Origin of the sequence: Paenarthrobacter sp. AMU7 (assembly GCF_041200195.1) — a bacterium.
Classification (GTDB): domain Bacteria; phylum Actinomycetota; class Actinomycetes; order Actinomycetales; family Micrococcaceae; genus Arthrobacter.
Genome location: NZ_CP165735.1, coordinates 3,947,408 through 3,967,304, shown reverse-complemented (window position 1 = coordinate 3,967,304; position 19,897 = coordinate 3,947,408). Strand labels below are relative to the sequence as shown.

18 protein-coding genes and 1 pseudogene are annotated in these 19,897 nt (G+C 63.0%); 3 read left to right on the top strand and 16 right to left on the bottom strand.

Going from position 1 to position 19,897, the window contains the following annotated elements:
• Positions 1–70: 70 nt before the first annotated feature.
• Positions 71–901, bottom strand: coding sequence for a phosphatase PAP2 family protein (locus tag ABQM86_RS18230; protein WP_337339926.1), 831 nt, complete (start codon positions 899–901; stop codon positions 71–73).
• 106 nt (positions 902–1,007) lie between these two features.
• On the bottom strand, positions 1,008–1,481 hold the full coding sequence (locus ABQM86_RS18225; protein ID WP_207594976.1) for a helix-turn-helix domain-containing protein: 474 nt from the start codon (positions 1,479–1,481) through the stop codon (positions 1,008–1,010).
• A gap of 58 nt (positions 1,482–1,539) precedes the next feature.
• Between ABQM86_RS18225 and ABQM86_RS18220 the strand changes: the two genes are divergently transcribed.
• Together ABQM86_RS18220 and ABQM86_RS18215 are read left to right on the top strand one after the other, a co-directional pair.
• Positions 1,540–2,784 carry an MFS transporter gene (locus ABQM86_RS18220; RefSeq protein WP_369745208.1) on the top strand — a complete coding sequence of 415 codons (1,245 nt, stop codon included), beginning with the start codon at positions 1,540–1,542 and terminating at the stop codon, positions 2,782–2,784.
• 26 nt (positions 2,785–2,810) lie between these two features.
• Positions 2,811–3,905, top strand: a complete 1,095-nt coding sequence (locus ABQM86_RS18215) for an alanine--glyoxylate aminotransferase family protein (protein ID WP_369745207.1) — start codon at positions 2,811–2,813, stop codon at positions 3,903–3,905.
• Between the two features lie 257 nt (positions 3,906–4,162).
• Here the strand turns inward: ABQM86_RS18215 and ABQM86_RS18210 are convergent, their stop codons facing one another.
• The 14 genes and pseudogenes from ABQM86_RS18210 to ABQM86_RS18145 all read right to left on the bottom strand — a co-directional run bounded on the left by ABQM86_RS18210 (position 4,163) and on the right by ABQM86_RS18145 (position 17,842).
• On the bottom strand, positions 4,163–4,435 hold the full coding sequence (locus ABQM86_RS18210; RefSeq protein WP_207594970.1) for a hypothetical protein: 273 nt from the start codon (positions 4,433–4,435) through the stop codon (positions 4,163–4,165).
• Between the two features lie 8 nt (positions 4,436–4,443).
• On the bottom strand, positions 4,444–5,538 hold the full coding sequence (locus tag ABQM86_RS18205) for a C2 family cysteine protease (RefSeq protein ID WP_369746688.1): 1,095 nt from the start codon (positions 5,536–5,538) through the stop codon (positions 4,444–4,446).
• Complete coding sequence (locus ABQM86_RS18200) at positions 5,538–6,095, bottom strand: hypothetical protein (RefSeq protein ID WP_369745206.1); 558 nt, start codon at positions 6,093–6,095, stop codon at positions 5,538–5,540. Before ABQM86_RS18200 ends, ABQM86_RS18205 begins: the two co-directional genes overlap by 1 nt.
• Before the next feature lie 234 nt (positions 6,096–6,329).
• Positions 6,330–6,749, bottom strand: coding sequence for an ATP-binding protein (locus ABQM86_RS18195; RefSeq protein ID WP_207594964.1), 420 nt, complete (start codon positions 6,747–6,749; stop codon positions 6,330–6,332).
• Positions 6,742–7,074, bottom strand: a complete 333-nt coding sequence (locus ABQM86_RS18190) for an STAS domain-containing protein (protein WP_089596282.1) — start codon at positions 7,072–7,074, stop codon at positions 6,742–6,744. The genes ABQM86_RS18195 and ABQM86_RS18190 overlap by 8 nt, the downstream gene beginning before the upstream one ends.
• Positions 7,058–9,040, bottom strand: a complete 1,983-nt coding sequence (locus tag ABQM86_RS18185) for a glycosyltransferase family 2 protein (protein WP_369745205.1) — start codon at positions 9,038–9,040, stop codon at positions 7,058–7,060. The genes ABQM86_RS18190 and ABQM86_RS18185 overlap by 17 nt, the downstream gene beginning before the upstream one ends.
• Before the next feature lie 21 nt (positions 9,041–9,061).
• Positions 9,062–10,180 carry a SpoIIE family protein phosphatase gene (locus tag ABQM86_RS18180; RefSeq protein WP_337339933.1) on the bottom strand — a complete coding sequence of 373 codons (1,119 nt, stop codon included), beginning with the start codon at positions 10,178–10,180 and terminating at the stop codon, positions 9,062–9,064.
• Positions 10,181–10,358: 178 nt separating this feature from the next.
• A complete protein-coding gene (bcp, locus tag ABQM86_RS18175) occupies positions 10,359–10,826 on the bottom strand; it encodes a thioredoxin-dependent thiol peroxidase (RefSeq protein WP_089596279.1) in 468 nt (155 codons plus the stop codon).
• 94 nt (positions 10,827–10,920) lie between these two features.
• The gene (locus tag ABQM86_RS18170; protein WP_280623785.1) at positions 10,921–11,658 is read right to left on the bottom strand and encodes a winged helix-turn-helix domain-containing protein; all 738 of its coding nucleotides are present in this window, start codon (positions 11,656–11,658) and stop codon (positions 10,921–10,923) included.
• A 10-nt stretch (positions 11,659–11,668) separates the two neighbouring features.
• Positions 11,669–13,018 carry an allantoinase AllB gene (gene allB, locus ABQM86_RS18165; RefSeq protein ID WP_091324862.1) on the bottom strand — a complete coding sequence of 450 codons (1,350 nt, stop codon included), beginning with the start codon at positions 13,016–13,018 and terminating at the stop codon, positions 11,669–11,671.
• Entirely contained in the window at positions 13,011–14,177 is a 1,167-nt protein-coding gene (locus tag ABQM86_RS18160; RefSeq protein WP_369745204.1) for a glycerate kinase, read from the bottom strand. Before ABQM86_RS18160 ends, allB begins: the two co-directional genes overlap by 8 nt.
• 28 nt (positions 14,178–14,205) lie before the next feature.
• Entirely contained in the window at positions 14,206–15,981 is a 1,776-nt protein-coding gene (gcl, locus tag ABQM86_RS18155) for a glyoxylate carboligase (RefSeq protein ID WP_369745203.1), read from the bottom strand.
• 131 nt (positions 15,982–16,112) lie between these two features.
• Positions 16,113–17,009: pseudogene (locus ABQM86_RS18150) on the bottom strand (2-hydroxy-3-oxopropionate reductase); the annotation flags it as partial.
• A 29-nt stretch (positions 17,010–17,038) separates the two neighbouring features.
• Positions 17,039–17,842: a hydroxypyruvate isomerase family protein gene (locus tag ABQM86_RS18145; protein ID WP_369745202.1), complete on the bottom strand. Its 804-nt coding sequence runs from the start codon at positions 17,840–17,842 to the stop codon at positions 17,039–17,041.
• A gap of 960 nt (positions 17,843–18,802) precedes the next feature.
• Here ABQM86_RS18145 and ABQM86_RS18140 point away from each other — a divergent pair.
• The gene (locus ABQM86_RS18140) at positions 18,803–19,894 is read left to right on the top strand and encodes an SIR2 family protein (protein WP_369745201.1); all 1,092 of its coding nucleotides are present in this window, start codon (positions 18,803–18,805) and stop codon (positions 19,892–19,894) included.
• The last annotated feature ends 3 nt before the right edge of the window (positions 19,895–19,897 follow it).

Genomic DNA, 19,897 nt, shown 5'->3' with positions numbered 1-19,897 from the left:
CAAGCTTCCGCATCATGGAACTGTTATTTCAGCATACGTAATTCAGTTAAGCCGAGTGATCGGCCCGGTGTCAAGAGACTACCGTCCTGTGGCGCCGTGTCCGCACTGTCAGGTACAGGCGATGGGCGGTGATTACCAAGGCCAACCATGCCACGCCGATAGCCCAGGCTGCCAGCACATCTGTCAGCCAGTGGTGGCCAAGGTAGACGCGGCTAAGGCCCATGGTGAAGGCAAAGACCCCGGCCACAAGTATGGTGACGACCCGTGCCCGCAAGGTCTTGAGCCGCAGGATGATCAGGTAGGCCACGATGCCGGCAATCACGATGGAGTTCAGTGAATGGCCGCTGGGGAAGGATGCGGAATGCTCGTAGGGAGGAATGGCGTCCGCGATGTCGGGGCGGGCGCGGCCGAAGATCGGCTTGCCCAAGATGGTGATGACCAGTGAGCCCAGCCCGGCAGCAAGCATCAGGATGACCGGTGTCCATGATCGCCGCTTGGTGGCCAGGAAGATCATGATGCCAACGGCAAGAATGGGCATGCCCACGGTGCCGCCAATATTCGTATAGGCGGTGGCGGCTGAGTCCAAGGCGGGAGAGCGGATGCTCTTTGCTGCGGCCAGGACGGGATCGTCCAACCCTGCAACACCGTCGGCTTCCGTCACGGACTCGTAGACTTCGCCGAAGACCAGGGCCAGCGAGAGGGCTGCAGCGAGCCCCACTATTAAGGTGATGATGAGCGCGGCGTAGGGCCCCAGCAGTGACGTGGCCTTTTCGGCGCCTCGGGCAAGTGTCCGGCCCGCGGGGGATTTCCAGTTGGTCAGGTCCTGCCCGGCGATGAACCTGTCCTGGCTTACTTCGCCGCGGACGCCTTGCTCCGGCGCCTCTTTTCCTTCAGTCGTCACTCATGTCCCCTATCCGTGGCGGCCTCAGTATTGGTGAGCAACCTTAGCAGTTGCTGCCCGGAGGTTCCTGGGAGTGCCGTGCGGACAGGGTTACGCTACGTCGCGTTTACGTCGCGTTGTGAGGAAGCGGTTGGCCCACTTTGACCAGCAGCGTCTGCTCCGGGCCAAGCATTTTGCCGCCCTCACTGGTTGGCCGCAGCTCCGGGACGGGCTGACCCGAGACGGGATCGATGAGGACCGAATGTTCCTCTCCCTGGGTGAAGGCGTTGCGCTCGCCCCATTGCCGGAGGCTGAGGACCAGGGTGAACAGATCGCGCCCCGCATCCGTCAGCTCGTATTCGCTTCGGGTGCCTCGTTCGTTGGGAATCCTGGTCAGGATGCCTCTCTCCACCAAGAGGCGGAGCCGGTCCGAAAGGATGTTCTTAGCCACGCCCAGTGATCTCTCGAATTCGGTGAAGCGCCGTTTTCCGTCCAGCGAGTCACGAATGATGAGCAGGGTCCATTTGTCGCCCACCAGGTCCACGGCTCTGGCGATGGGGCATTCAGGGTCCGTCCATCCACCTTCACTTGGTTGCAACATGAAACCATTCTGCCATAAGGTCACATGGTTGCATTATGAAACCAACTGCGGAGGCGCTGTGAGCACACACCTGAAGGATTCCAACCGAGGACTTGGCCGTCGCTTGTTGTTCCTGCTCGCTGTGGCGGCCGGATTCATGGTGTCCAACATCTATTACGGGCAGCCCCTGCTCGAGCGCATCGGGACGGACCTGGGGATTCCAACGTCCGCGGTGGGCTGGATTGTGGCCGCATCCCAGGCCGGATACCTTCTGGGGCTGGTTCTCTTGGTGCCTTTGGGAGATGTCATGAACCGCCGGGTGCTCATTACCCTTCACATCGCGGCGACGGCACTTGGCGGATCCGTGGTGGCCCTGGCAGATTCACAGGCGGCCCTCCTGGGCGGCTTCCTGCTCCTTGGATTGGCCTCGTCGGTGGTTCAGACCATCGTGGCGTACACCGCAGCCTCCAGCACCCCCGACCAAAGGGGCGGAAACATCGGCACCGTCACGGCCGGCGTCGTGAGTGGCATCATCCTTGCCCGGACGCTGGCGGGAGGCCTGACGGACCTGTGGGGATGGCGGTCGGTCTACGTTCTCGCTGCGGTGGCAGGTGCGGTCCTCGCCGTCGCGGTTTTTCGCGCTCTGCCCCAAGACCGGGCCGAGAGGGGAGAAGTGGGGTACTGGCGGGCTGTCTCATCGGTGGTGGTCCTGACGCGACGTGATCGCATATTCCGTACGCGGGCGCTGATCACCATGCTGCTGTTCGCGTCCTTCGGGGTGCTGTGGAGCGGTATGTCCCTGATGCTCAGCAGTCCCGCGTGGCATCTGCCGCCGAGCGTGATCGGACTGTTTGGGTTGGCCGGCCTGATCGGCGTGGTGGCCGCATCCCGGGCAGGCGCCGCGGCTGACCGTGGGTGGGCGCAGCGGGTCACGGCGTGGAGCCTCGTTGCGCTCCTGGGTTCCTGGGTGGCTTTGTCCCTCGGCGGTTGGTCGCTGTTGTGGTTCGTTGCCGGCATCATCGTTCTCGACGCTGCAGTGCAGGCCGTTCATGTCAGCAGCCAGACCTTGATCGTGGCAGGAGCTGAGGAGTCGGCCAGCAGCATTATCGGCAGCTACATGGTGTTCTATTCCGTGGGAAGCGCAGCGGGCGCGGCAGCTGTTGCGCCGGTCTACGATGCCTGGGGTTGGGCCGGGGCCAGCGTACTGGGCGCGGTTTTTGCTGCGCTCGCGTTGGCGCTCTGGGGCACGGACCGGCTCATACCGTACAAATCGAGCGGTCAGGCGCGGTTGGCTCGCTCCGCACAGCACGCTGGGGCAGAATGACCTCAACCAGCTGAAGGAGTTCGCACATGCCCGACATTCTGACGTCCAGGTTCCTGTTCGGTCCCGGCCCGGGCAATTGCTACCCAGAAGCAATGGCCGCCCTGGCCTATCCCGTGCTGGGGCACCTTGATCCGGTGTTCATCGAACGGCTTGACCACACTTGCGAGGGCCTCCGTACTGTTTGGGGAACCTCCAATGCGCGGACACTCCCGTTGAGTGCCACAGGTTCCGGCGGGATGGAAGCGGCTTTCGTGAACACCGTGTCCGACGGCGACGTGGCAGTTATCGCTGTGAACGGACTGTTTGGGGCGCGGATGTGCGAGGTCGCACGGCGCTGCGGGGCCACGGTGGTCCGGGTCGACCACGAATGGGGCCAGCCCGTAGATGCCGACCGTGTCCTCTCGGCGCATCCTCATCCGAAAGTCATCGCCGCCGTCCATGCTGAGACATCCGTCGGTGTAGTTTCCGACATCGCCGCGCTGGGCGCAGGAAAGGGCGATGCCCTGCTGATCACCGACGCCGTCACCTCCATCGGCGGATTGGAACTGTTGGCGGACGACTGGGGGATCGACGTCGGATACGCCGGAACCCAGAAATGCCTGGGCGTTCCGCCGGGACTGTCGCCGTTCACTCTGTCCGACCGCGCTTTCGAACGCCGGGTCAAGGATCCGCGCTCCTGGTACCTCGACATCGGGTTGCTTGGTGGTTACGTCGGAGCGGCCAGTGGAGCCCGGACGTATCACCACACAGCGCCCGTCACCATGATCGCCGGGCTCGAAGCTGCCCTGGACCGGATCCTCGCCGAGGGGTTGGACGTGGTGCAGGCCCGGCACCGTGCCGCCGGCGCCGCTCTTCAGAACGGGCTGCAGGAGATGGGGCTGGAACTGTTCGCCGCCGAGGGCTCCCGGTTGCCGAGCCTCACCACGGTCAAAGTGCCCGACGGCGTCAACTCGGCTGCCGTCCGCGCTTACCTTCTGGAGAACTTCAGTATGGAAATCGGCTCGGGTGTGGGGGAATTCGCGGACACTGTGTGGCGCATCGGCATGATGGGACCGAACGCGAACAGCGCCTCGGTCACCCTGGTGCTGGGGGCGCTGAAGGAAGCGATCGCGAAAGCCTAGCCCGACGCTCTCTCACGTCCCGCGTGGTTGGGTGGGACGCTCTCTCACGTCCCGCGTGGTTGGGTGGGACGCTCTCTCACGTCCCGCGTGGTTGGGTGGGACGCTCTCTCACGTCCCGCGTGGTTGGGTGGGACGCTCTCTCACGTCCCGCGTGGTTGGGTGGGACGCTCTCTCACGTCCCGCGTGGTTGGGTGGGACGCTCTCTCACGTCCCGCGTGGTTGGGTGGGACGCTCTCTCACGTCCCGCGCCCGACCCTTCAATCGGTGACGTGACCGGCGTCGTACGTTAACGTCGCGGAGGCGGCGGTGCTGCCGTCGGCGGGCTGAATCGAGGTGATGGTCAACAAGCCCGCGCCCGGCAGCGTGACCGATTGCCCTTCGCGGAAGGCCTGCTTGCGCTGTTGTTCGGCGGTGCGGATCCAGAACTGGATAGCGGGGGCGCCGTCGGCGATTCCGATTTTGACCACGCCCACTTTGACGCCGTCGAAGGTTGGCTGCATGCCTTGTTTGACTGTTACGAGCTGTTCCATGGCCATCCTTACTTCACGTCCACGGAGTACACGGAGTCGAAGTTTTCCTTGTACTCATCTTCGGTCAGTTCCAGCGTGCCGGACTTGTGGTCGTCGTCGTCCTCCAAGTAGCCGCCGGACGGACCCCACGGGTTGGCCAGGACGATGACTTTCTCGCCGTCGTCGTTGGTTTTCACATCAACCACAACGTAGGCATGGTTGGGCACGACGTCGGTGCGGTTGACTTCGTCAGACTCCCAGACCCAGTCGAAGTCGTCGTCCTTGACGTCTTCGGTGCCCACGGAAATGGCCTGGCCGTCGGCGAACTTGTCCTCGATGTCATCAAAGTTCAGTTCGCCGTCCTTATCGGCGGACTGCCCGGTCATCAGCTCCATGGCTTCGTTGCTGAATCCGCCGTCGATGTCGTCGTATGATCCGCCGCGGTGCTCAGCTGCTGCGCGCTCGTAGATGGACAGCCAGTTGGGTTCGCCGTCAGCGCCGCGGACACCGCCTTCGGTTGACTTGGCCTCCACAGTGACTTCCACGGGCTCGCCATCTTCGTAGAGGGTGACCACCCAGTGCGTCGGGGGATCACCGACGGGGCGCATGTGCTCCTCAAGGAACTCGTCCAGCTTGCCTTCGCGCTCCAGCACCTGGGCCACGGAGCCAATGCCTGCCAACAGCCAGCAGTCGCCGATCTGTCCCTGGTTGATGTCGCTGGGGTCGCCGGCGTCGGGGTCGTTGCGGACGTCGCCGGGCACATCGACGTCGGGCATGTCAGGGTCCAGCGGGCCGGGGTCGCCGGGCGGGTTCGAATCTCCCCGCCCGGAATGATCGGAGCCGGAGGACCCCGACGCTCCCGAGCTGGACTTGTCCTGCTCATCCGCGTTGCGGATCAGCTCCTTGGCCTGGGCCTGCAGTTCACTGGAGATCTTCTTCAGCATGGGGCGGTGTTGGGAGTCCCACGAAGACCGGAACATCGCAGCGTCCCGGCCATCCCACCGCGCATTGCTGATGAGGTGACCCAGCTCCGTGGACAGGGAGGTCATCCGTTCCGAGTGCCGCGACATCGTCTTTGCCAGTGCCCGCAATTGTTCAATGTCAGCACCGTAAAATTCCGGCATCACTTGTCCCCCTCGGGTATTTCGTTGGTATCGCAGTTCTCGGATTTCACCGGAACAGTGACGTCCAGGTAGGCCGGGAACTTCGATCGGATGGTCACCGTGGCACCCGCAGCGTCAGTGCTGCGCGTGACCACCCAGCCGCCCGGCACGGGGTCAATGCCGTCGAAGGAAGGGAAGCCGTGCTCTTTCAGGACCGGATCCGCCACAGCAAAGACGTCCTCGAAACTCCTTGATGGTTCCACGATGTCCGCGCTGCTCTTCATGCTCCGTGGGGCGAGCATGCACCTGCCGTCGTCGATGCGGCTCAGGCGTGCAGGGTCATCCACGGACCACGTGATGTCCGGCATCCTTGCCTCCAAGGCCGCAACAAGGTCGGCGGTCAGGGCATTGTACTTAGCGACGCTTTCTGCCACGGGAGCAGGTTCGGCGGTAACTGGCGGCGCGCTGCTGGGTTCGCGGGTGGGTCCGTCGGGGGTGCCGCTGCATCCCGCAGCAAGAGTCGCCACCGTAAGGGCAGCAGCCAGCGCCCAAGGCTTGCGGTGCACGCGGCGGTTCATTTTCGTCCCCAGTTTCAGTTAGCGTTCGACGGCGGATCTCACCGAATGTTTTCACGTTGCGTTGCTCTGGGCGATGGGCAGAACAACCCGTACAGGTGAGAGAGGGTTCGGCTCAAGCACGCGGGAGGTGAGAGAGGGTCCGGCTCAAGCACGCGGGAGGTGAGAGAGGGTCCGGCTCAAGCACGCGGGAGGTGAGAGAGGGTCCGGCTCAAGCACGCGGGAGGTGAGAGAGGGTCAGGTGTTGCGGGTGAGGACCCAGGTGTTGGTGCCGTCCTGGCGTTCGAACGTCACCGTGGTTACCAGGGCTTCGATGAGTGCCAACCCGCGGCCGGATTCGGCTTCGGAGTCTGGCATGGACGCCTGCATGTCGCTCGCGAAGGGCTCACGGGCGTTGTACGCGCTGACCCTCGCGACCAGCCGGGCGGGCCGGACGCTGATGTCCACGTCGATCTCCACGGGCTTCTCTGCGACAGGAACCGCGTGCTGCACGATGTTCGCCGCTGCCTCGATGACTGCGGTGGCAAAGGTCATCCGATCCATATCGGGTACAAAGGAGGCATCGTCCCAGAGAGCGTCCAGCTCATTGTGGATCGCCTCGATCGCGTCCTCATTGGATGGCCCATGGAACCCTCGGTGGGCGATCACCTCAGTCATCGCCGAACGCCTCCTCGGCTGAGGGGTACGCCGTGAGCACCCGGTCCATGTTGGTCAGTTCCAGGACCATCTTCACCTGCGGCTGCACACCGGCAATGCGGAGGTCGCCACCTGCCTGGCGCGCGGCTTTGAGGCAACCGATGAGCGCTCCGAGGCCTGATGAGTCCATGAAGTCCGTCTCTGCCAGGTTGACCACAACCCGGCTCGAGCCGCTGGCAACAACCTCGTTCACTACTTCGCGGAGCTTGGGTGCCGCCACCATGTTCAAGCGACCCACGCTCTTCACTTCCGCGTAGGAGTCCTTGACCTCATAGCTGAACTGCATCTGCATTCCTTTCCTCGGGGCTCTCCGGCCCAACATCTTCAGGGACAAAACCCTTGTACAAAACTGCCTTGACCAGCACGCTCAGGACCACCAGGTCGAATGCCACCCAGGCGACATTCACCAGCGTGCCGAGGGGCTCCGAAAGACCAGTCAAAAGGCGGGCGATCCCGACCACCAGCGCAATAGCCAACAACACCGCCACGATGATCTGCGGACGGATCAGGCTCCAGCTCGGGCCGCCGCTCTGGCGCGCCTTGGGGGTGACGGCAAACCCAAGGGGGCGACCGAACCAAACGTTCCGGGCCGCCGTCGTACATGCCTTGATCCAGGTGGGGAACAACGCAAGGCTGTACTGCTGTCCGCGCCAGGTGGGGATGCCGTGCCCGGCCACCACAAACAGCAGCTGGTTGACCACCATGAACGGGATGAACCGGATGAAGAAGTCGAAGCTGAGGCTGCTCACCGGGAGGATGCCGAGCGTCAGGTAAATGATGGGCGCCGCGAAGTACACCACGGCCGCGAAGCCGCTGAGGTAGCTCCACATGGTGGAGAAGTACATAAGCCGCTGGCCCCACGAGAGCCTGGGCTGGACCAACGGGTTCTCGCGAAGGAGGACCTGCATGGTGCCCTGTGCCCAGCGGAGCCGTTGGGTGAGCATGGTCTTGAGATCCTCGGGCGCCAATCCGTTGGCCAGGATTTCGTGGTGGTAGACGCTCTTCCAGCCCAGCGAGTGGATGCGCATTGCCGTGGCCATGTCCTCGGTGACTGAGATGGTGGCCAGTGGCATGATCGGCTGCGCTTCGTCGGTGCGTTCCACGGAGATGGCGTCCAGGACGGCGTGGACCGACTCGAGCGCACCCAACGGTGACCAGTCGCGGCCGGACATACGGTCGACGGCGTCACTCGCCACAGTGGTCACACCGGACTCGCCGACGTGGGCGAGTTCCATCGCGGCGATCTCTTCGAGGTCGGCCTGCAGCGCGGAGAAGTCGGCAGCCACGAGGGTGCGCACGGCCTCGTCCACTTTGCGCCGCACCCGGTACGTGATCTCGCTGAGGGACACGCGTGCTTCGAGTTCCTGCTGGGCAGTATTGGTTGCTGCCTCCACCTCGTTGAGCATCTGCTCCACCAAGGGGTTGCGGGCCTCGTCGGAGCGCCGTGCCTTCTTGATGGCCGAACGGGAGGCAGCAAGGGCGCGACGGACACTCTTCTCCGTGGCTTTGACGTAGCCCACCAGGCCGAGCTGCATGAGGGCTTCACGGCGGAGGATCGCGTTTGAGCCGCAGAAGAACGCCGCGTTCCAGCCGTCCTTGCCCTGCTGGATGGGACCGTAGAACAGCGGCGCCTGGCTGCCCAGGGGATCGTCGGCGGGGACGTTGATGAAGTATTGGGGGGTCTGGACCAACGCCACGCGGTCATCGTTGAAGTAGCCCAGCGTCTTGTCCAGGATGTCAGGCTCGGGGATCTGGTCGGCGTCGAGAATCAGCAGGTATTCGCCCGAGGTGACCATCAGCGCGTTGTTCAGGTTGCCGGCTTTGGCGTGCCGCGGCATGTCCGGTGTCCAGTCCGCGCCACGCGTCACATAGCCAATCCCGTTCGATTCGGCGAGTTGGCGCATCTCGGGGCGATCGCCGTCGTCGAGTATCCAGGTACTGTGCGGCCAGCGGATGTCCTTGGCGGCCAGTGCCGTGGTCATCACCAGGTCCAGCGGCTCGTTGTAGGTGGTGATGAAAACGTCCACGGTGGCGTCGGCCGGGGCAGGGGGTGGGGGCTTGCGGATCTTCAGGTTCCACACCGTCAGTCCGAAGAGCATCACGTCGATGAGGCTGTACGTCTCAGCGATCACCAACGGAACGGCGATCCACCATGCGTCCCAGTTCAGCGACGCCATCCAACGCCAGGCCACATAGTTGACGCCCAAGATGACTGTCAGAACAACCAACAGCCGGGTCCAGAAACGTGTCACAATCCCCCCTTTTTGTGGTCTTTAGTGCTGGACGTCAGGTTTTCTACGAACGACGACGGCGGTCACGTCGTCTTCCGCTGTTTCGACCGGGGCCAACCCCAGCAAGGCCGCGCACACATCGTCCGACGTTTCCTCGCTCCGCGCTGCCTTCTCGACGTTCCGGATGAAGTCTTCGAGGGATGCGTGGGCGTCCAGTACGCCGTCGCTGACGATTACCAGCGTGTCGCCTGGTTCCAGCAGGAGCTCAGCGGCGGGCCAGTGCTGACCGTCGAGGATGCCCACCGGGGGCCCGGCGGATACAAGCCTCTGCGCTGCCCCCTCCGCCGGAATGTGCAGGGCAAGTCCGTGGCCAGCGTCGATGTAGCTGAACCTTCCGGAGGGAGCGTCCAGCCGCGCGTGGAACATCGTGGCGAAGGAGCCGGACTGGTCCAGGTCCGAGGTGATGGTGGCGCTGGCTGAGGCGAAAGCGGCGTCGATGGCCGGAGTGTCGGCCACTGAACGCATCACCGCACGGACGGTGGCTGCGATCAAGGCCGCGCCCATGCCCTTGCCCATGGCGTCCGCGAACGTCAGGTGCATGCCGTCGCGGGTCTGGTACCAGTCGTAGAAGTCCCCACCTACGCTGCGGGTGGGGCGGAAGGCGCCAGCGACGTCGTATCCTTCGAGGCGGACTGTTTCGCGCGGGAGGAGGCTCTTCTGCACCACTGCTGCGCGCTCGAGTTCGTCCGTTTGGCCGCTGTCCTCGGCCGGCGCGGCGGGCGTGCGGGCCCGGCGGAACAGCGCGCGGATACGGGCTTGAAGTTCCTTGGGACTGAAGGGCTTGTTGATGTAGTCGTCGGCGCCGATGTCCAGGCCGTTGAGCCTGTCAATCTCGTCTGCGCGTGCCGTGAGCATGAGGATGTAGGCGTCCGAGAATTCGCGGAGCCGGCGGCAGACTTCCATGCCGTCAATGTCCGGGAGATTCACGTCGAGGGTCACAAGTTCCGCGTTGGTATTGCGGACAGCCTCGACGCCGGACAGACCGTCAGGTGCTTCGGTCACCACAAAGTCGAGCTGCTCGAGGACCAGGACGAGGAGTCCGCGGATGTCGGCATCATCTTCGACGACTACTGCGTGGCGCACGGGTGGGGAAGAGACCATGGCTCCATTAACTAATGCTGCTGGGTATTTGTCACGTTTAGTCACGACACATGAAACGCCCGCTCACAAAAGTGGGCGGGCGTTACATCTTTTGTTCAGTTATATGAGAGAGGGTTGCCCTCAAACACGCGGGAGGTGAGAGAGCGTCGCGCTCAAACACGCGGGAGGTGAGAGAGGGTTAGACGCCCAGCTCTTCCTTAAGCGCCTGGACGTGGCCCTGCGCAGAAACCTGGTACTGGGTGAGCTTCACGGTGCCTTCGCCGTCGAGGACAACGGTGGAGCGGACCAGGCCTTCGACGATTTCGCCGTCAACCAGCTTCTCGCCCCAAGCGCCGTAAGCGAGGGCCACTTTGTGGTCTTCGTCGGAGAGCAGCGGGAAGGTCAGGGCGAATTCACCGGTGAACTTCGCGAGGTCCTCTGGGCCGTCCGGGGAGATCCCGATGACGTCGTAGCCCTTGCCCTGGAGGCTGGCGAGGTTGTCGCGGAAGTCGCAAGCCTCGGTGGTGCAGCCGGGGGTGGCTGCCTTCGGGTAGAAGTACACAATGACGTTGCGTCCGCGGTAGTCGGACAGCGAGACCTTGGTGCCGTCGGCGTCGAGAAGCGCGAAATCAGGTGCTTGCGTTCCGACGAGGAGTTTCTGGGTCATGGCGATCCTTTACATTCAACCGGTGTGCACCGGCGGTCATTTCAAACAACAGCGATCATTCAAAGAACGAAGTCAATGAAGTAGAACAGCGAAATCAGATGCTGTATTCCGCGGGTCCGCGCACTGTGGCATAAGGGCCTGGCACGAACTGGTAGCCGCCACCACGGACGGTGGCGACGGTGTGGCGGGCGGAGCCGAGCTTCCGTCGCACCCTTCCAACATAAACGTCGATCGACCGAAATGCCGCGCCGGGGAGGTCAAATGACTCCAGGAAGCGTTGCAATTCTTCACGACTGATGGCCCGTGAGCAGTTCACCACGAGGTAGCGGAGCAGCTTGTATTCCATGCCAGTAAAGGCCACGGGCTCGCCGTCCAGCAGCACTACTTCAGCGGCGAGGTCCACCGCAAGTTGGCTGCGGCGGCTCGCCAACGTTACGGGCTCGACGGCGGTGCTGCCGCCCGCTTCGGTGCGGTCGCCGCCGTCGGAAGCGGCATCCGAACGGGTGACCGAACGCGCCTCCGCGAGGGCATCGGCGAGCGAGAGAGAACCGTTGGTACCGGCGTCGGCGGCTTCCTGCGGAGTGCCGCCCCAGGAAGTGTCGCCGACGCCGGAGTGCTGTGCCCCGGTGGCGGGCCAGATGCGGACTTCCGCCTCCGGGGCAAGTTTCATGGCGCGGGCCAGCACAAGCCGTGCTGCCCGCTCCCAGACTTCAGGATCGATCTCGTCGCCCTCGGCCGGGTTGACCCAGAGCGCCAGGCCGTGTGCGGTCATGCCGTTCCGGCGCGCGGCAGTTCCCCGCGACGGCGGCGGCCCGTAGGCATTGACTGCCATGACGGTTGACCTAAACGTTGCCGCGGCGGAGCAGCTTGCCGCCGGGGTTCTGGCCGTCGATCGGGGTGCCGCGCAGGTAGGTCTTGCGGACGACGCCGGCGAGCGGACGGCCGTCGTACGGCGTGATCGGGTTCTTGTGCTTGAGCTTGGTGACGTCCACAACGAAGGCCTCGTCCGGGGCGAAGATGGAGAAGTCGGCGTCGTAGCCCAGGGCGAGCTGGCCCTTGTTGTGCAGGCGGGCCAGGGCAGCGGGCTTCTCGGCCATCCAGGAGACGACCTGTTCCAGCGGGATGCCACGGTGGCGGGCTTCGGTCCAGATCAGGGACAGGCCCAGCTGGAGCGAGGAAACGCCGCCCCATGCCACTGCGAAGTCGCCGTTTTCCAGGTCCTTGAGGTCCAGTGTGGAGGGGGAGTGGTCCGAAACGATGCAGTCGATGGTGCCGTCCTGCAGGCCCTTCCATAGGAGCTCCCGGTTGGAGGCCTCGCGGATGGGCGGGCAGCACTTGTAGGCCGTGGCGCCGTCGGGGATTTCTTCGGCCATGAGCGTCAGGTAGTGCGGGCAGGTCTCAACGGTGAGGTTGACGCCGTCGCGCTTTGCCGAGGCGATCATGGGCAGTGCGTCAGAGGAGGAGAGGTGCAGGATGTGGGCGCGGGCGCCGGTCCAGCGGGCGCGTTCGATGACCTCGGCGATGGCCTTGTTCTCGGCGCCGCGGGGGCGGGATGCCAGGAAGGTCTCGTAGTGGTCGCCGCCCGGGTGCGGGGCGCGGTCGATGGCGTGGGAGTCCTCGGCGTGGACGATCATGAGGGAATCGAAGGACTTGAGTTCCTTCATGTCCTCTTCCATCTCGTCCGCGTCCAGGTGCGGGAACTCGTCCACGCCGGAGTGCAGGAGGAAGCACTTGAAGCCGAAGACGCCTTCGTCGTGCAGCGGGCGGAGGTCGCTCTTGTTGCCCGGGATGGCACCGCCCCAGAATCCGACGTCCACGAAAGCCTGGTCCTTGGCGACCACGCGCTTCTGCTCCAGGCCGTCCACGGTGGTGGTGGGCGGGATGCTGTTCAGCGGCATGTCGATGATGGTGGTCACACCACCGGCAGCTGCGGCACGGGTGGCGGAGGCGAAGCCTTCCCACTCGGTGCGGCCGGGCTCGTTAACGTGGACGTGGGTGTCCACCAGGCCGGGGATCAGGGTTTCGTCGTCTGCGAGTTCGATGACCTCGTTGCCCGTCAGGCCGTTGCCCAGGGGTTCGATGGCGACGATGACGCCGTCGCGGATGCCAACTTCGCGGGCTGCGAGGCCGGCGGTGGTCAGGATGCGCTGGCCCCGGATAACGAGGTCATAGGCGCCGATTGCTTCAGACATTGAGGTACTCCTTGTTTTCGGTCCGTTCCGCCAGGTACACGCCTATGTGCTTACCTAATTGTTCAAGCAACGGACCTGCTTCAGCGATACATTTTTGGACATCTTTTTCCAGATCGGTCAGTGCATGGACCGTGTGGAAGCCGGCATCCGTGAGTTGTTCCCGGCTCAGGGTACTCCGGCCGCAGACTGCGATCACGGGAACCCCGTTCCTTTGTGCCGCCCGCGAGACTCCCATGGGGGTCTTGCCGAGCAGGCTTTGCTCGTCCAGGCTGCCTTCTCCAGTGATCACCAGGTCGGCGCCTTTGAGCCTGCGCTCGAGTTCAGTGAATTCAAGCACGACGTCGATACCCGGTCGCCGCGCAGCCTTCAGTGCCGCGATGGCAATGTAGCCAACGCCGCCTGCTGCTCCAGCGCCTTCTGCCTTGGCTGCGTACTTGGCATGTTGCCCTGTTGTGGCTGCGAGGACGTCGACGAAGTGGCTTGCTGCAGCATCCAGTTCCGTAACGTCGTCCGGTGTCGCGCCCTTTTGCGGACCGAAGATGGCTGGGGCTCCGCTGGCCCCCAAAAGGGGATTGTCGACGTCGGACGCCAACACGAACTCCGTTGCCTCGACGCGGACGTCGAAGTTGGAGAAGTCGATGCTGTCGATGTCCGCGAGTGCGGCACCGCCGCCGGGGAGCTCGTTGCCGTTCTCGTCCAGGAAGACAGCGCCGAGGCCTTGGAGGACTCCGGCGCCGGCGTCGGTGTTGGCGCTTCCGCCGACACCCAGGATGATCTTGCGGCAGCCGAGGTCTAGCGCGGCACGGATGAGTTCGCCCGTGCCGATGCTGGTGGCTGTCTTGGCCGTCTCGGACGTGGGGCCGTCCGGGAGGAGGGCGAGCCCGGAAGCTGCCGCCATCTCGATGACAGCTTCCTGGTCGCGCACCGCGAAGTCGGCTTTCACTGGCTCGCCGAGCGGGCCGGTGACGGTGGTGGTCCGGCGGGTGAAGCCGGAGCCGATGGCGGCGTCGATGGTTCCTTCGCCGCCGTCGGCCACCGGAATGCGTGTTGCTTCAATGCCTTGGCCGAACCCCGCCTGCAGGCCTGTTGCCAGGTGCTTGGCGACGTCGGGCGCGGACAGCGAGCCCTTGAATTTGTCCGGGGCGATGACAACACGCATTCCGGTGCCTCCCTTCTTTTACTGTTACTTACGCTTTGGTCAGGATCGCGGTGGGTGCGTCCGCCGCGGTTTCTGCCAGCTCTTCGAACTCGTTCACGCCGTTGATCTCAACGCCCATGGAGATGTTGGTGATCTTTTCCAGGATCACTTCAACCACCACGGGAACCTTGAACTCGCCCATCAGTGCCTTGGCCTTGTCGAAAGCGGCAGGCAGATCGTTGGGGTCCTCAACGCGGATGGCCTTGACGCCCAAGCCCTCGGCAACCTTGATGTGGTCCACGCCGTAGCCGTTGGTCTCCGGGGAGTTGATGTTCTCGAAGGCCAGGGAAACGTTCTGCTCCATGTTGAAGCCGCGCTGGCTCTGACGGATCAGGCCCAGGTAGCTGTTGTTCACCACAACATGGATGTACGGGAGGTTGAACTGTGCGCCAACGGCCAGTTCCTCGATCATGAACTGGAAGTCGTAGTCACCGGAGAGGGCAACAACGGTGGCGTCCGGGGTTCCACGAACAACGCCCAGAGCGGCCGGAGCGGTCCAACCCAGCGGGCCGGCCTGGCCTGCGTTGATCCACTTGCGGGCACCGAACACGTGCAGCATCTGCGCGCCGGCGATCTGCGACAGGCCAATGGTGGACACGTAGGTGGTGTCGCGGCCGAAGGCCTTGTTCATCTCCTGGTACACACGCTGCGGCTTGATGGGCACGTTGTCGAAGTTGGTCTTGCGGTGCAGGGAGCCCTTGCGCTCCTGGCACTCGGCAACCCAACCCGAGTAGTCCGGCAGGGTCTTGGCTGCCTGGCGCTCGCGGGCCAGCTCCAACAGACCGTCCAGCGCCGCACCGGCGTCGGACGCAATGCCCAAGTCCGGCGAGAAAACGCGACCGATCTGCGTCGGCTCGATGTCGATGTGCACGAACTTACGGCCAGCCGTGTAGGTGTCCAGGCCGCCGGTGTGGCGGTTGGCCCAACGGTTGCCGATGCCGATCACGAAGTCGCTCTGCAGGAACGTCTCGTTGCCGTAGCGGTGCGAGGTCTGCAGGCCAACCATGCCGGCCATCAGCTGGTGGTCGTCCGGGATGGCGCCCCAGCCCATCAGGGTGGGGATCACAGGAACGTTCAGGATCTCGGCCAGCTCAACCAGCTGGGCCGAAGCGCCGGCGTTGATGATGCCGCCACCGGCAACGATCAGCGGGTGCTGGGATGCGGTCAGCAGGTCCAAAGCCTTTTCCAGCTGCTTGCGGGAAGCCTTGGGCTTCTCGATGGGCAGGGGCTCGTAGGCATCGATGTCGAACTCGATCTCGGCCATCTGAACGTCGATGGGCAGGTCCAACAGAACCGGGCCCGGACGACCCGAACGCATCAGCTGGAAGGCCTTCTGGAAGGCGCCGGGAACCTGGCCCGGCTCCAGGATGGTCATGGCGAACTTGGTCAACGGCTTGGCGATGGACTCGATGTCCACAGCCTGGAAGTCTTCCTTGTGCAGCTTGGCAACGGGTGCCTGGCCGGTGATGCAGAGCATGGGGATGGAATCAGCCTGGGCTGCGTACAGTCCGGTGATCATGTCCGTGCCCGCGGGGCCCGACGTGCCGATGCAGATGCCGATGTTGCCATCAGCTGCGCGGCTGTAGCCGTCAGCCATGTGGCTGGCGCCTTCAACGTGGCGGGCCAGCGTGTGGCGGATGCCGCCGTGGGCACGCATTGCTGAGTAGAAGGGGTTGATCGCTGCGCCGGGCAGACCGAAAGCTTCGGTTGCGCCTTCCTTTTCCAGGATGGCTACGGCCGCATCAACGGTGCGCATCTTTGCCATGGTGTACTCCTTGTTTTTTGCCCTGACGGGCGAAGTCTGTGGTGTTTTTGGGTGTGGTGAGGGAGCCGCCGTCGTTTATGTACGACGGCGGGTTCCCTGCTGTTTGTTGCTTGGTGCCCTTGGGCGGCTGGTTAGTTGCGGCCGCTGAGCTGGAGGACCTGCTTGAAGAGGCCCGAGTGGTCGAGGCCGCCGTCGCCCTGGTTGACGGTTGCGGCGACGAGCTGGGCGACGACTGCGCCGAGCGGGACAGCGACGTTGGCTTCGCGGGCTGCGGAGGTGACGATGCCGAGGTCCTTGTGGTGGAGGGCCAGGCGGAAGCCGGGGTCGAAGTTGCGGTCGAGCATCTTCTGACCCTTCTGGTCGAGGACCTTGGAGCCGGCCAAGCCGCCGCCAAGGACCTTCAGTGCTGCGTCGGTGTCTACGCCGTAAGCCTCGAGGAAGGCGATGGCCTCGCCGAGAACCTGGATGTTGACTGCCACGATCAGCTGGTTGGCTGCCTTGACGGTCTGGCCGGAGCCGGACGGGCCGACGTGGACGATGGTCTTGCCCACTGCGTTGAGGACATCCTGTGCTGCCTCGAAGTCAGCTGCTTCGCCGCCGACCATGATGGACAGGACGGCGTCGATGGCGCCCTGTTCGCCACCGGATACGGGAGCGTCGAGCGGGCGGATGCCTGCTGCTACGGCGTCTTCTGAGAGGCGCTTGGCGACGTCCGGGCGGATGCTGGATGCGTCGATCCAGATGGTGCCCTTCTTCGCGTTGGCGAAGACGCCGTCCTTGCCGCTGACAACACCCTCAACATCGGGGGAGTCCGGGACCATGGTGATGACGACGTCGGCGTCCTTGACTGCGTCCGCGATGCTGGTGGCACCCTGGCCGCCTTCGGAGACGAGCTTGTCGATCTTGTCCTGGCTGCGGTTGAAACCGGTGACCGTGTGGCCGGCCTTGACGAGGTTGATGGCCATAGGGAGGCCCATGATTCCGAGTCCGATGACTGCAACGTTGCTCATTGTGGTTCTCTTTCTGAAAGTCTTTTTAGCTCAGGTGTGCTGAATGCTTAGTTGGCGTTGGCGCGCTGGCGGATGGCCCAGCTGAAAGCCGATTCCTGCGGTTCCTTGTACTCGAGGCCGATGTAGCCGTCGTAGCCGAGTTCGCGGCTGCGGGCGATCCATTCGCCGAGGGGGAGCGTGCCGGTTCCGGGAGCGCCACGGCCGGGGTTGTCGGCGATCTGGATGTGGCCGAAGTCCTTGGCGTGGTTCTCGATGACGGATTCGACGTCGTCGCCGTTGACTGCCAGGTGGTAGAAGTCGGCGAGAAGCTTGATGTTCTGTGCGCCGGATTCTGCCTTGACGCGGGCGATGACCTTGAGTGCGTCTTCGGCGGTGAGGAGCGGGTACTTGGGTGCGCCGCTGACTGGTTCGAGGAGGACGGTGCCGCCGATGCGGGCGACGCCTTCTGCTGCTGCGGCGAGGTTCTTGGCGGCGAGTTCGTCCTGCTCTTCAGGGGTGAACTCGTCCTGGCGGTTGCCGTAGAGAGCGTTGAAGGCCTTGCAGCCCAGGCGCTCACCGATGCCGGCCACGACGTCGATGTTGTCCTTGAACTCGGAGCAACGTCCCTTCCAGGAAACCAGGCCACGGTCGCCGCCAGGCATGTTGCCAGCGTTGAAGTTCAGGCCCGTGAGCTGAACGCCGGCGTCCTTGATGGCTGTTTCAAACTCGCTTACTTGGGCGTCGGTGGGGACGGAGGTCTCGAAGGGCCACCAGAACTCGACGGCGTCAAAACCGGCTGCCTTCGCGGCGGCGGGGCGCTCGAGCAAGGGCAGCTCCGTCAGGAGGATGGAGCAGTTCACTGTGTACGTCATCGTAGGTCCTTCCGAGGAGGGGCTTGGATCTATCTTCCGGGTGCTTGGCTGCTGCCTTGGTGCTTGGCCTCAGTTTCCGCTTTGTGGAATTTAGATTCTGCTTTATGAAAAGTCTAGGGAAGGTGGGGGTGCGAGTCAAGGGGTGGGTACGGAGAGATGGCTCTGGGATACCAAAGCGTGCCGGGCTAGACCGGCCGGGCTTGACTGGAGGATGAACCCGGTATCGAGGAACGACGGTGGGACGCGCACGCTCTCACCGCCGATCTTTGCGTGAACCTCGGTTCTCCTGCTGGCGAGGCACGTGTTTCGGCTTAGGAGGGCATCTCGTTGAGGTCCGAAGGTGGGTCTCAGATAGCGTTGAGCAGCGCTCGTCAGGGAGCCTCAGCAGACCAGGATTCCCCATGTCAGCCGCCTTGACGCGTGCGGGTGATCATTGGCGCTCTGACTCGCGACTCTCAAATTTTCGTTACCGTCACCACAACCACTTCTGAAGGTATTCTTCGAAAGCTGCTTCATGCATGGGTCCATGCCGTTGCCCTGACCAGGGCACGTGGGCGGCATGATGGCCACTACGAGGGGGCCGTGGCCGCGAAGCGGTCTGGCGGCGTCTCGCGGACACGATGGGTGAGGCATTCGCGTGATTATTAGGTCGATACATCAAGAATGCTCACAGCCGGAGAGCTCGAAAGTGGCATCGCCGCCGGACAGTTCGGACAATATCAACAGGAATACCCTGCATCTGATGCATCCGCCGGACGCGACAAGCAAAAACCGGCCCCGCAAAATGGGCCCAGCACAGCACCTGGCGGCTAAATAACGAATAGCGGGACGGGCGGATGTAGAGCTTGCGACCAGTGTGATGTCCAGCTCTGAGGCCTTACCCTTCTAAGGGTGCTTGTGCCGGTAGGATGTGTCGGGTGGAACGTTCAAGGGGTGTCGCCGGTGCTAAGTGACCATTTGATGAGGGCACTCAAAGCCAAAAAGGTTCTGCCATTCATTGGCGCTGGGTTTTCGACAGCTGCTGGCTTGCCCGGGTGGTTGGGATTACTTGAAGACATCTATTCACGAATGGATGATCCCAAACTGGAATTTGATGATGTTAAGTCGTCCTGCAACGGTGACCCCCTCCGCATAGCCGAGTACATGTTCCTCTTGGCCGGTGAGCAGATTGGGCCATTGCGGCACAGAATGGCTACGTCGTTGGCTCCGCCTCAAAATTTTCTGTCTTCAGCCCACATAGAGCTTTCCAATCTGGATCTTCCAGTAGTTTATACAACAAATTTTGATGAGCTAATTGAGGAAACGTACCGTCAGCTCGGCATCCCATATGCAAGAATGGCAACCACTCGCGATCTCGCCCTGGACCGAGCTGGACGGCGCCGCGTTATGAAATTTCACGGCGATATGCAGCATGATTCTTCACTTGTCTTGACCGAAAAAAGCTTTTTTGACCGTCTAGAGTTTAGCAACCCCCTCGATATTCGCCTACGAAGCGATCTCCTTGGTAAGAGCATACTTTTCCTTGGCTACGGATTCGGTGACGTAAACATACGCGTACTGTGGCACAGACTGGGTCAGCTTATGTCCGATGTGCCAACTGAGGAACGGCCTCACTCCTTCATTGTTCGCTTGGATGCGGACCCTGTATTGGAGAGACTTGACCGCTCCGTGGGGTTAACTACAATTGTGCTTGATCCTGAAGCCAATAAAAAAACTCCTGAGGAGAAGACCGTTCTTCTCGAGCGTTTCATGCTTCAACTCACTTTGGAGAGCCACGCTGAAGAACAGGCTGGTCCGGACCCAGTGTGCTCTCCTCGAATCCTTCAAGATGCCGCTGAAATCCTACGTCGCACGGAAGTTCAGCCATTGTCTCCCCCTGAGGCGCAACTCTTGGAAGCGGCCTCATCGCGATCTCTTCCTGAGCGGGTTCGCCAATATGCTGAAGATCTTCTCGATGCATATTCAAAGGCCACACTTTATGGTGATGCTGCCGAATTCCGAAAACGCTATGTATTGAACTTCGATTTAAGTTTCTCTCCTGAGGAGGAGTAGACA

What these genes read in the sequence shown, in the direction of transcription:
- ABQM86_RS18225 (WP_207594976.1), bottom strand. Translation starts at nt 1,481, where the DNA reads ATGTTGCAACCAAGTGAAGGTGGATGGACGGACCCTGAATGCCCCATC.
- ABQM86_RS18215 (WP_369745207.1), top strand. Translation starts at nt 2,811, where the DNA reads ATGCCCGACATTCTGACGTCCAGGTTCCTGTTCGGTCCCGGCCCGGGC.
- ABQM86_RS18210 (WP_207594970.1), bottom strand. Translation starts at nt 4,435, where the DNA reads ATGGAACAGCTCGTAACAGTCAAACAAGGCATGCAGCCAACCTTCGAC.
- ABQM86_RS18205 (WP_369746688.1), bottom strand. Translation starts at nt 5,538, where the DNA reads ATGCCGGAATTTTACGGTGCTGACATTGAACAATTGCGGGCACTGGCA.
- ABQM86_RS18200 (WP_369745206.1), bottom strand. Translation starts at nt 6,095, where the DNA reads ATGAACCGCCGCGTGCACCGCAAGCCTTGGGCGCTGGCTGCTGCCCTT.
- ABQM86_RS18195 (WP_207594964.1), bottom strand. Translation starts at nt 6,749, where the DNA reads ATGACTGAGGTGATCGCCCACCGAGGGTTCCATGGGCCATCCAATGAG.
- ABQM86_RS18190 (WP_089596282.1), bottom strand. Translation starts at nt 7,074, where the DNA reads ATGCAGTTCAGCTATGAGGTCAAGGACTCCTACGCGGAAGTGAAGAGC.
- ABQM86_RS18180 (WP_337339933.1), bottom strand. Translation starts at nt 10,180, where the DNA reads ATGGTCTCTTCCCCACCCGTGCGCCACGCAGTAGTCGTCGAAGATGAT.
- bcp (WP_089596279.1), bottom strand. Translation starts at nt 10,826, where the DNA reads ATGACCCAGAAACTCCTCGTCGGAACGCAAGCACCTGATTTCGCGCTT.
- ABQM86_RS18170 (WP_280623785.1), bottom strand. Translation starts at nt 11,658, where the DNA reads ATGGCAGTCAATGCCTACGGGCCGCCGCCGTCGCGGGGAACTGCCGCG.
- allB (WP_091324862.1), bottom strand. Translation starts at nt 13,018, where the DNA reads ATGTCTGAAGCAATCGGCGCCTATGACCTCGTTATCCGGGGCCAGCGC.
- ABQM86_RS18160 (WP_369745204.1), bottom strand. Translation starts at nt 14,177, where the DNA reads ATGCGTGTTGTCATCGCCCCGGACAAATTCAAGGGCTCGCTGTCCGCG.
- gcl (WP_369745203.1), bottom strand. Translation starts at nt 15,981, where the DNA reads ATGGCAAAGATGCGCACCGTTGATGCGGCCGTAGCCATCCTGGAAAAG.
- ABQM86_RS18145 (WP_369745202.1), bottom strand. Translation starts at nt 17,842, where the DNA reads ATGACGTACACAGTGAACTGCTCCATCCTCCTGACGGAGCTGCCCTTG.
- ABQM86_RS18140 (WP_369745201.1), top strand. Translation starts at nt 18,803, where the DNA reads ATGAGGGCACTCAAAGCCAAAAAGGTTCTGCCATTCATTGGCGCTGGG.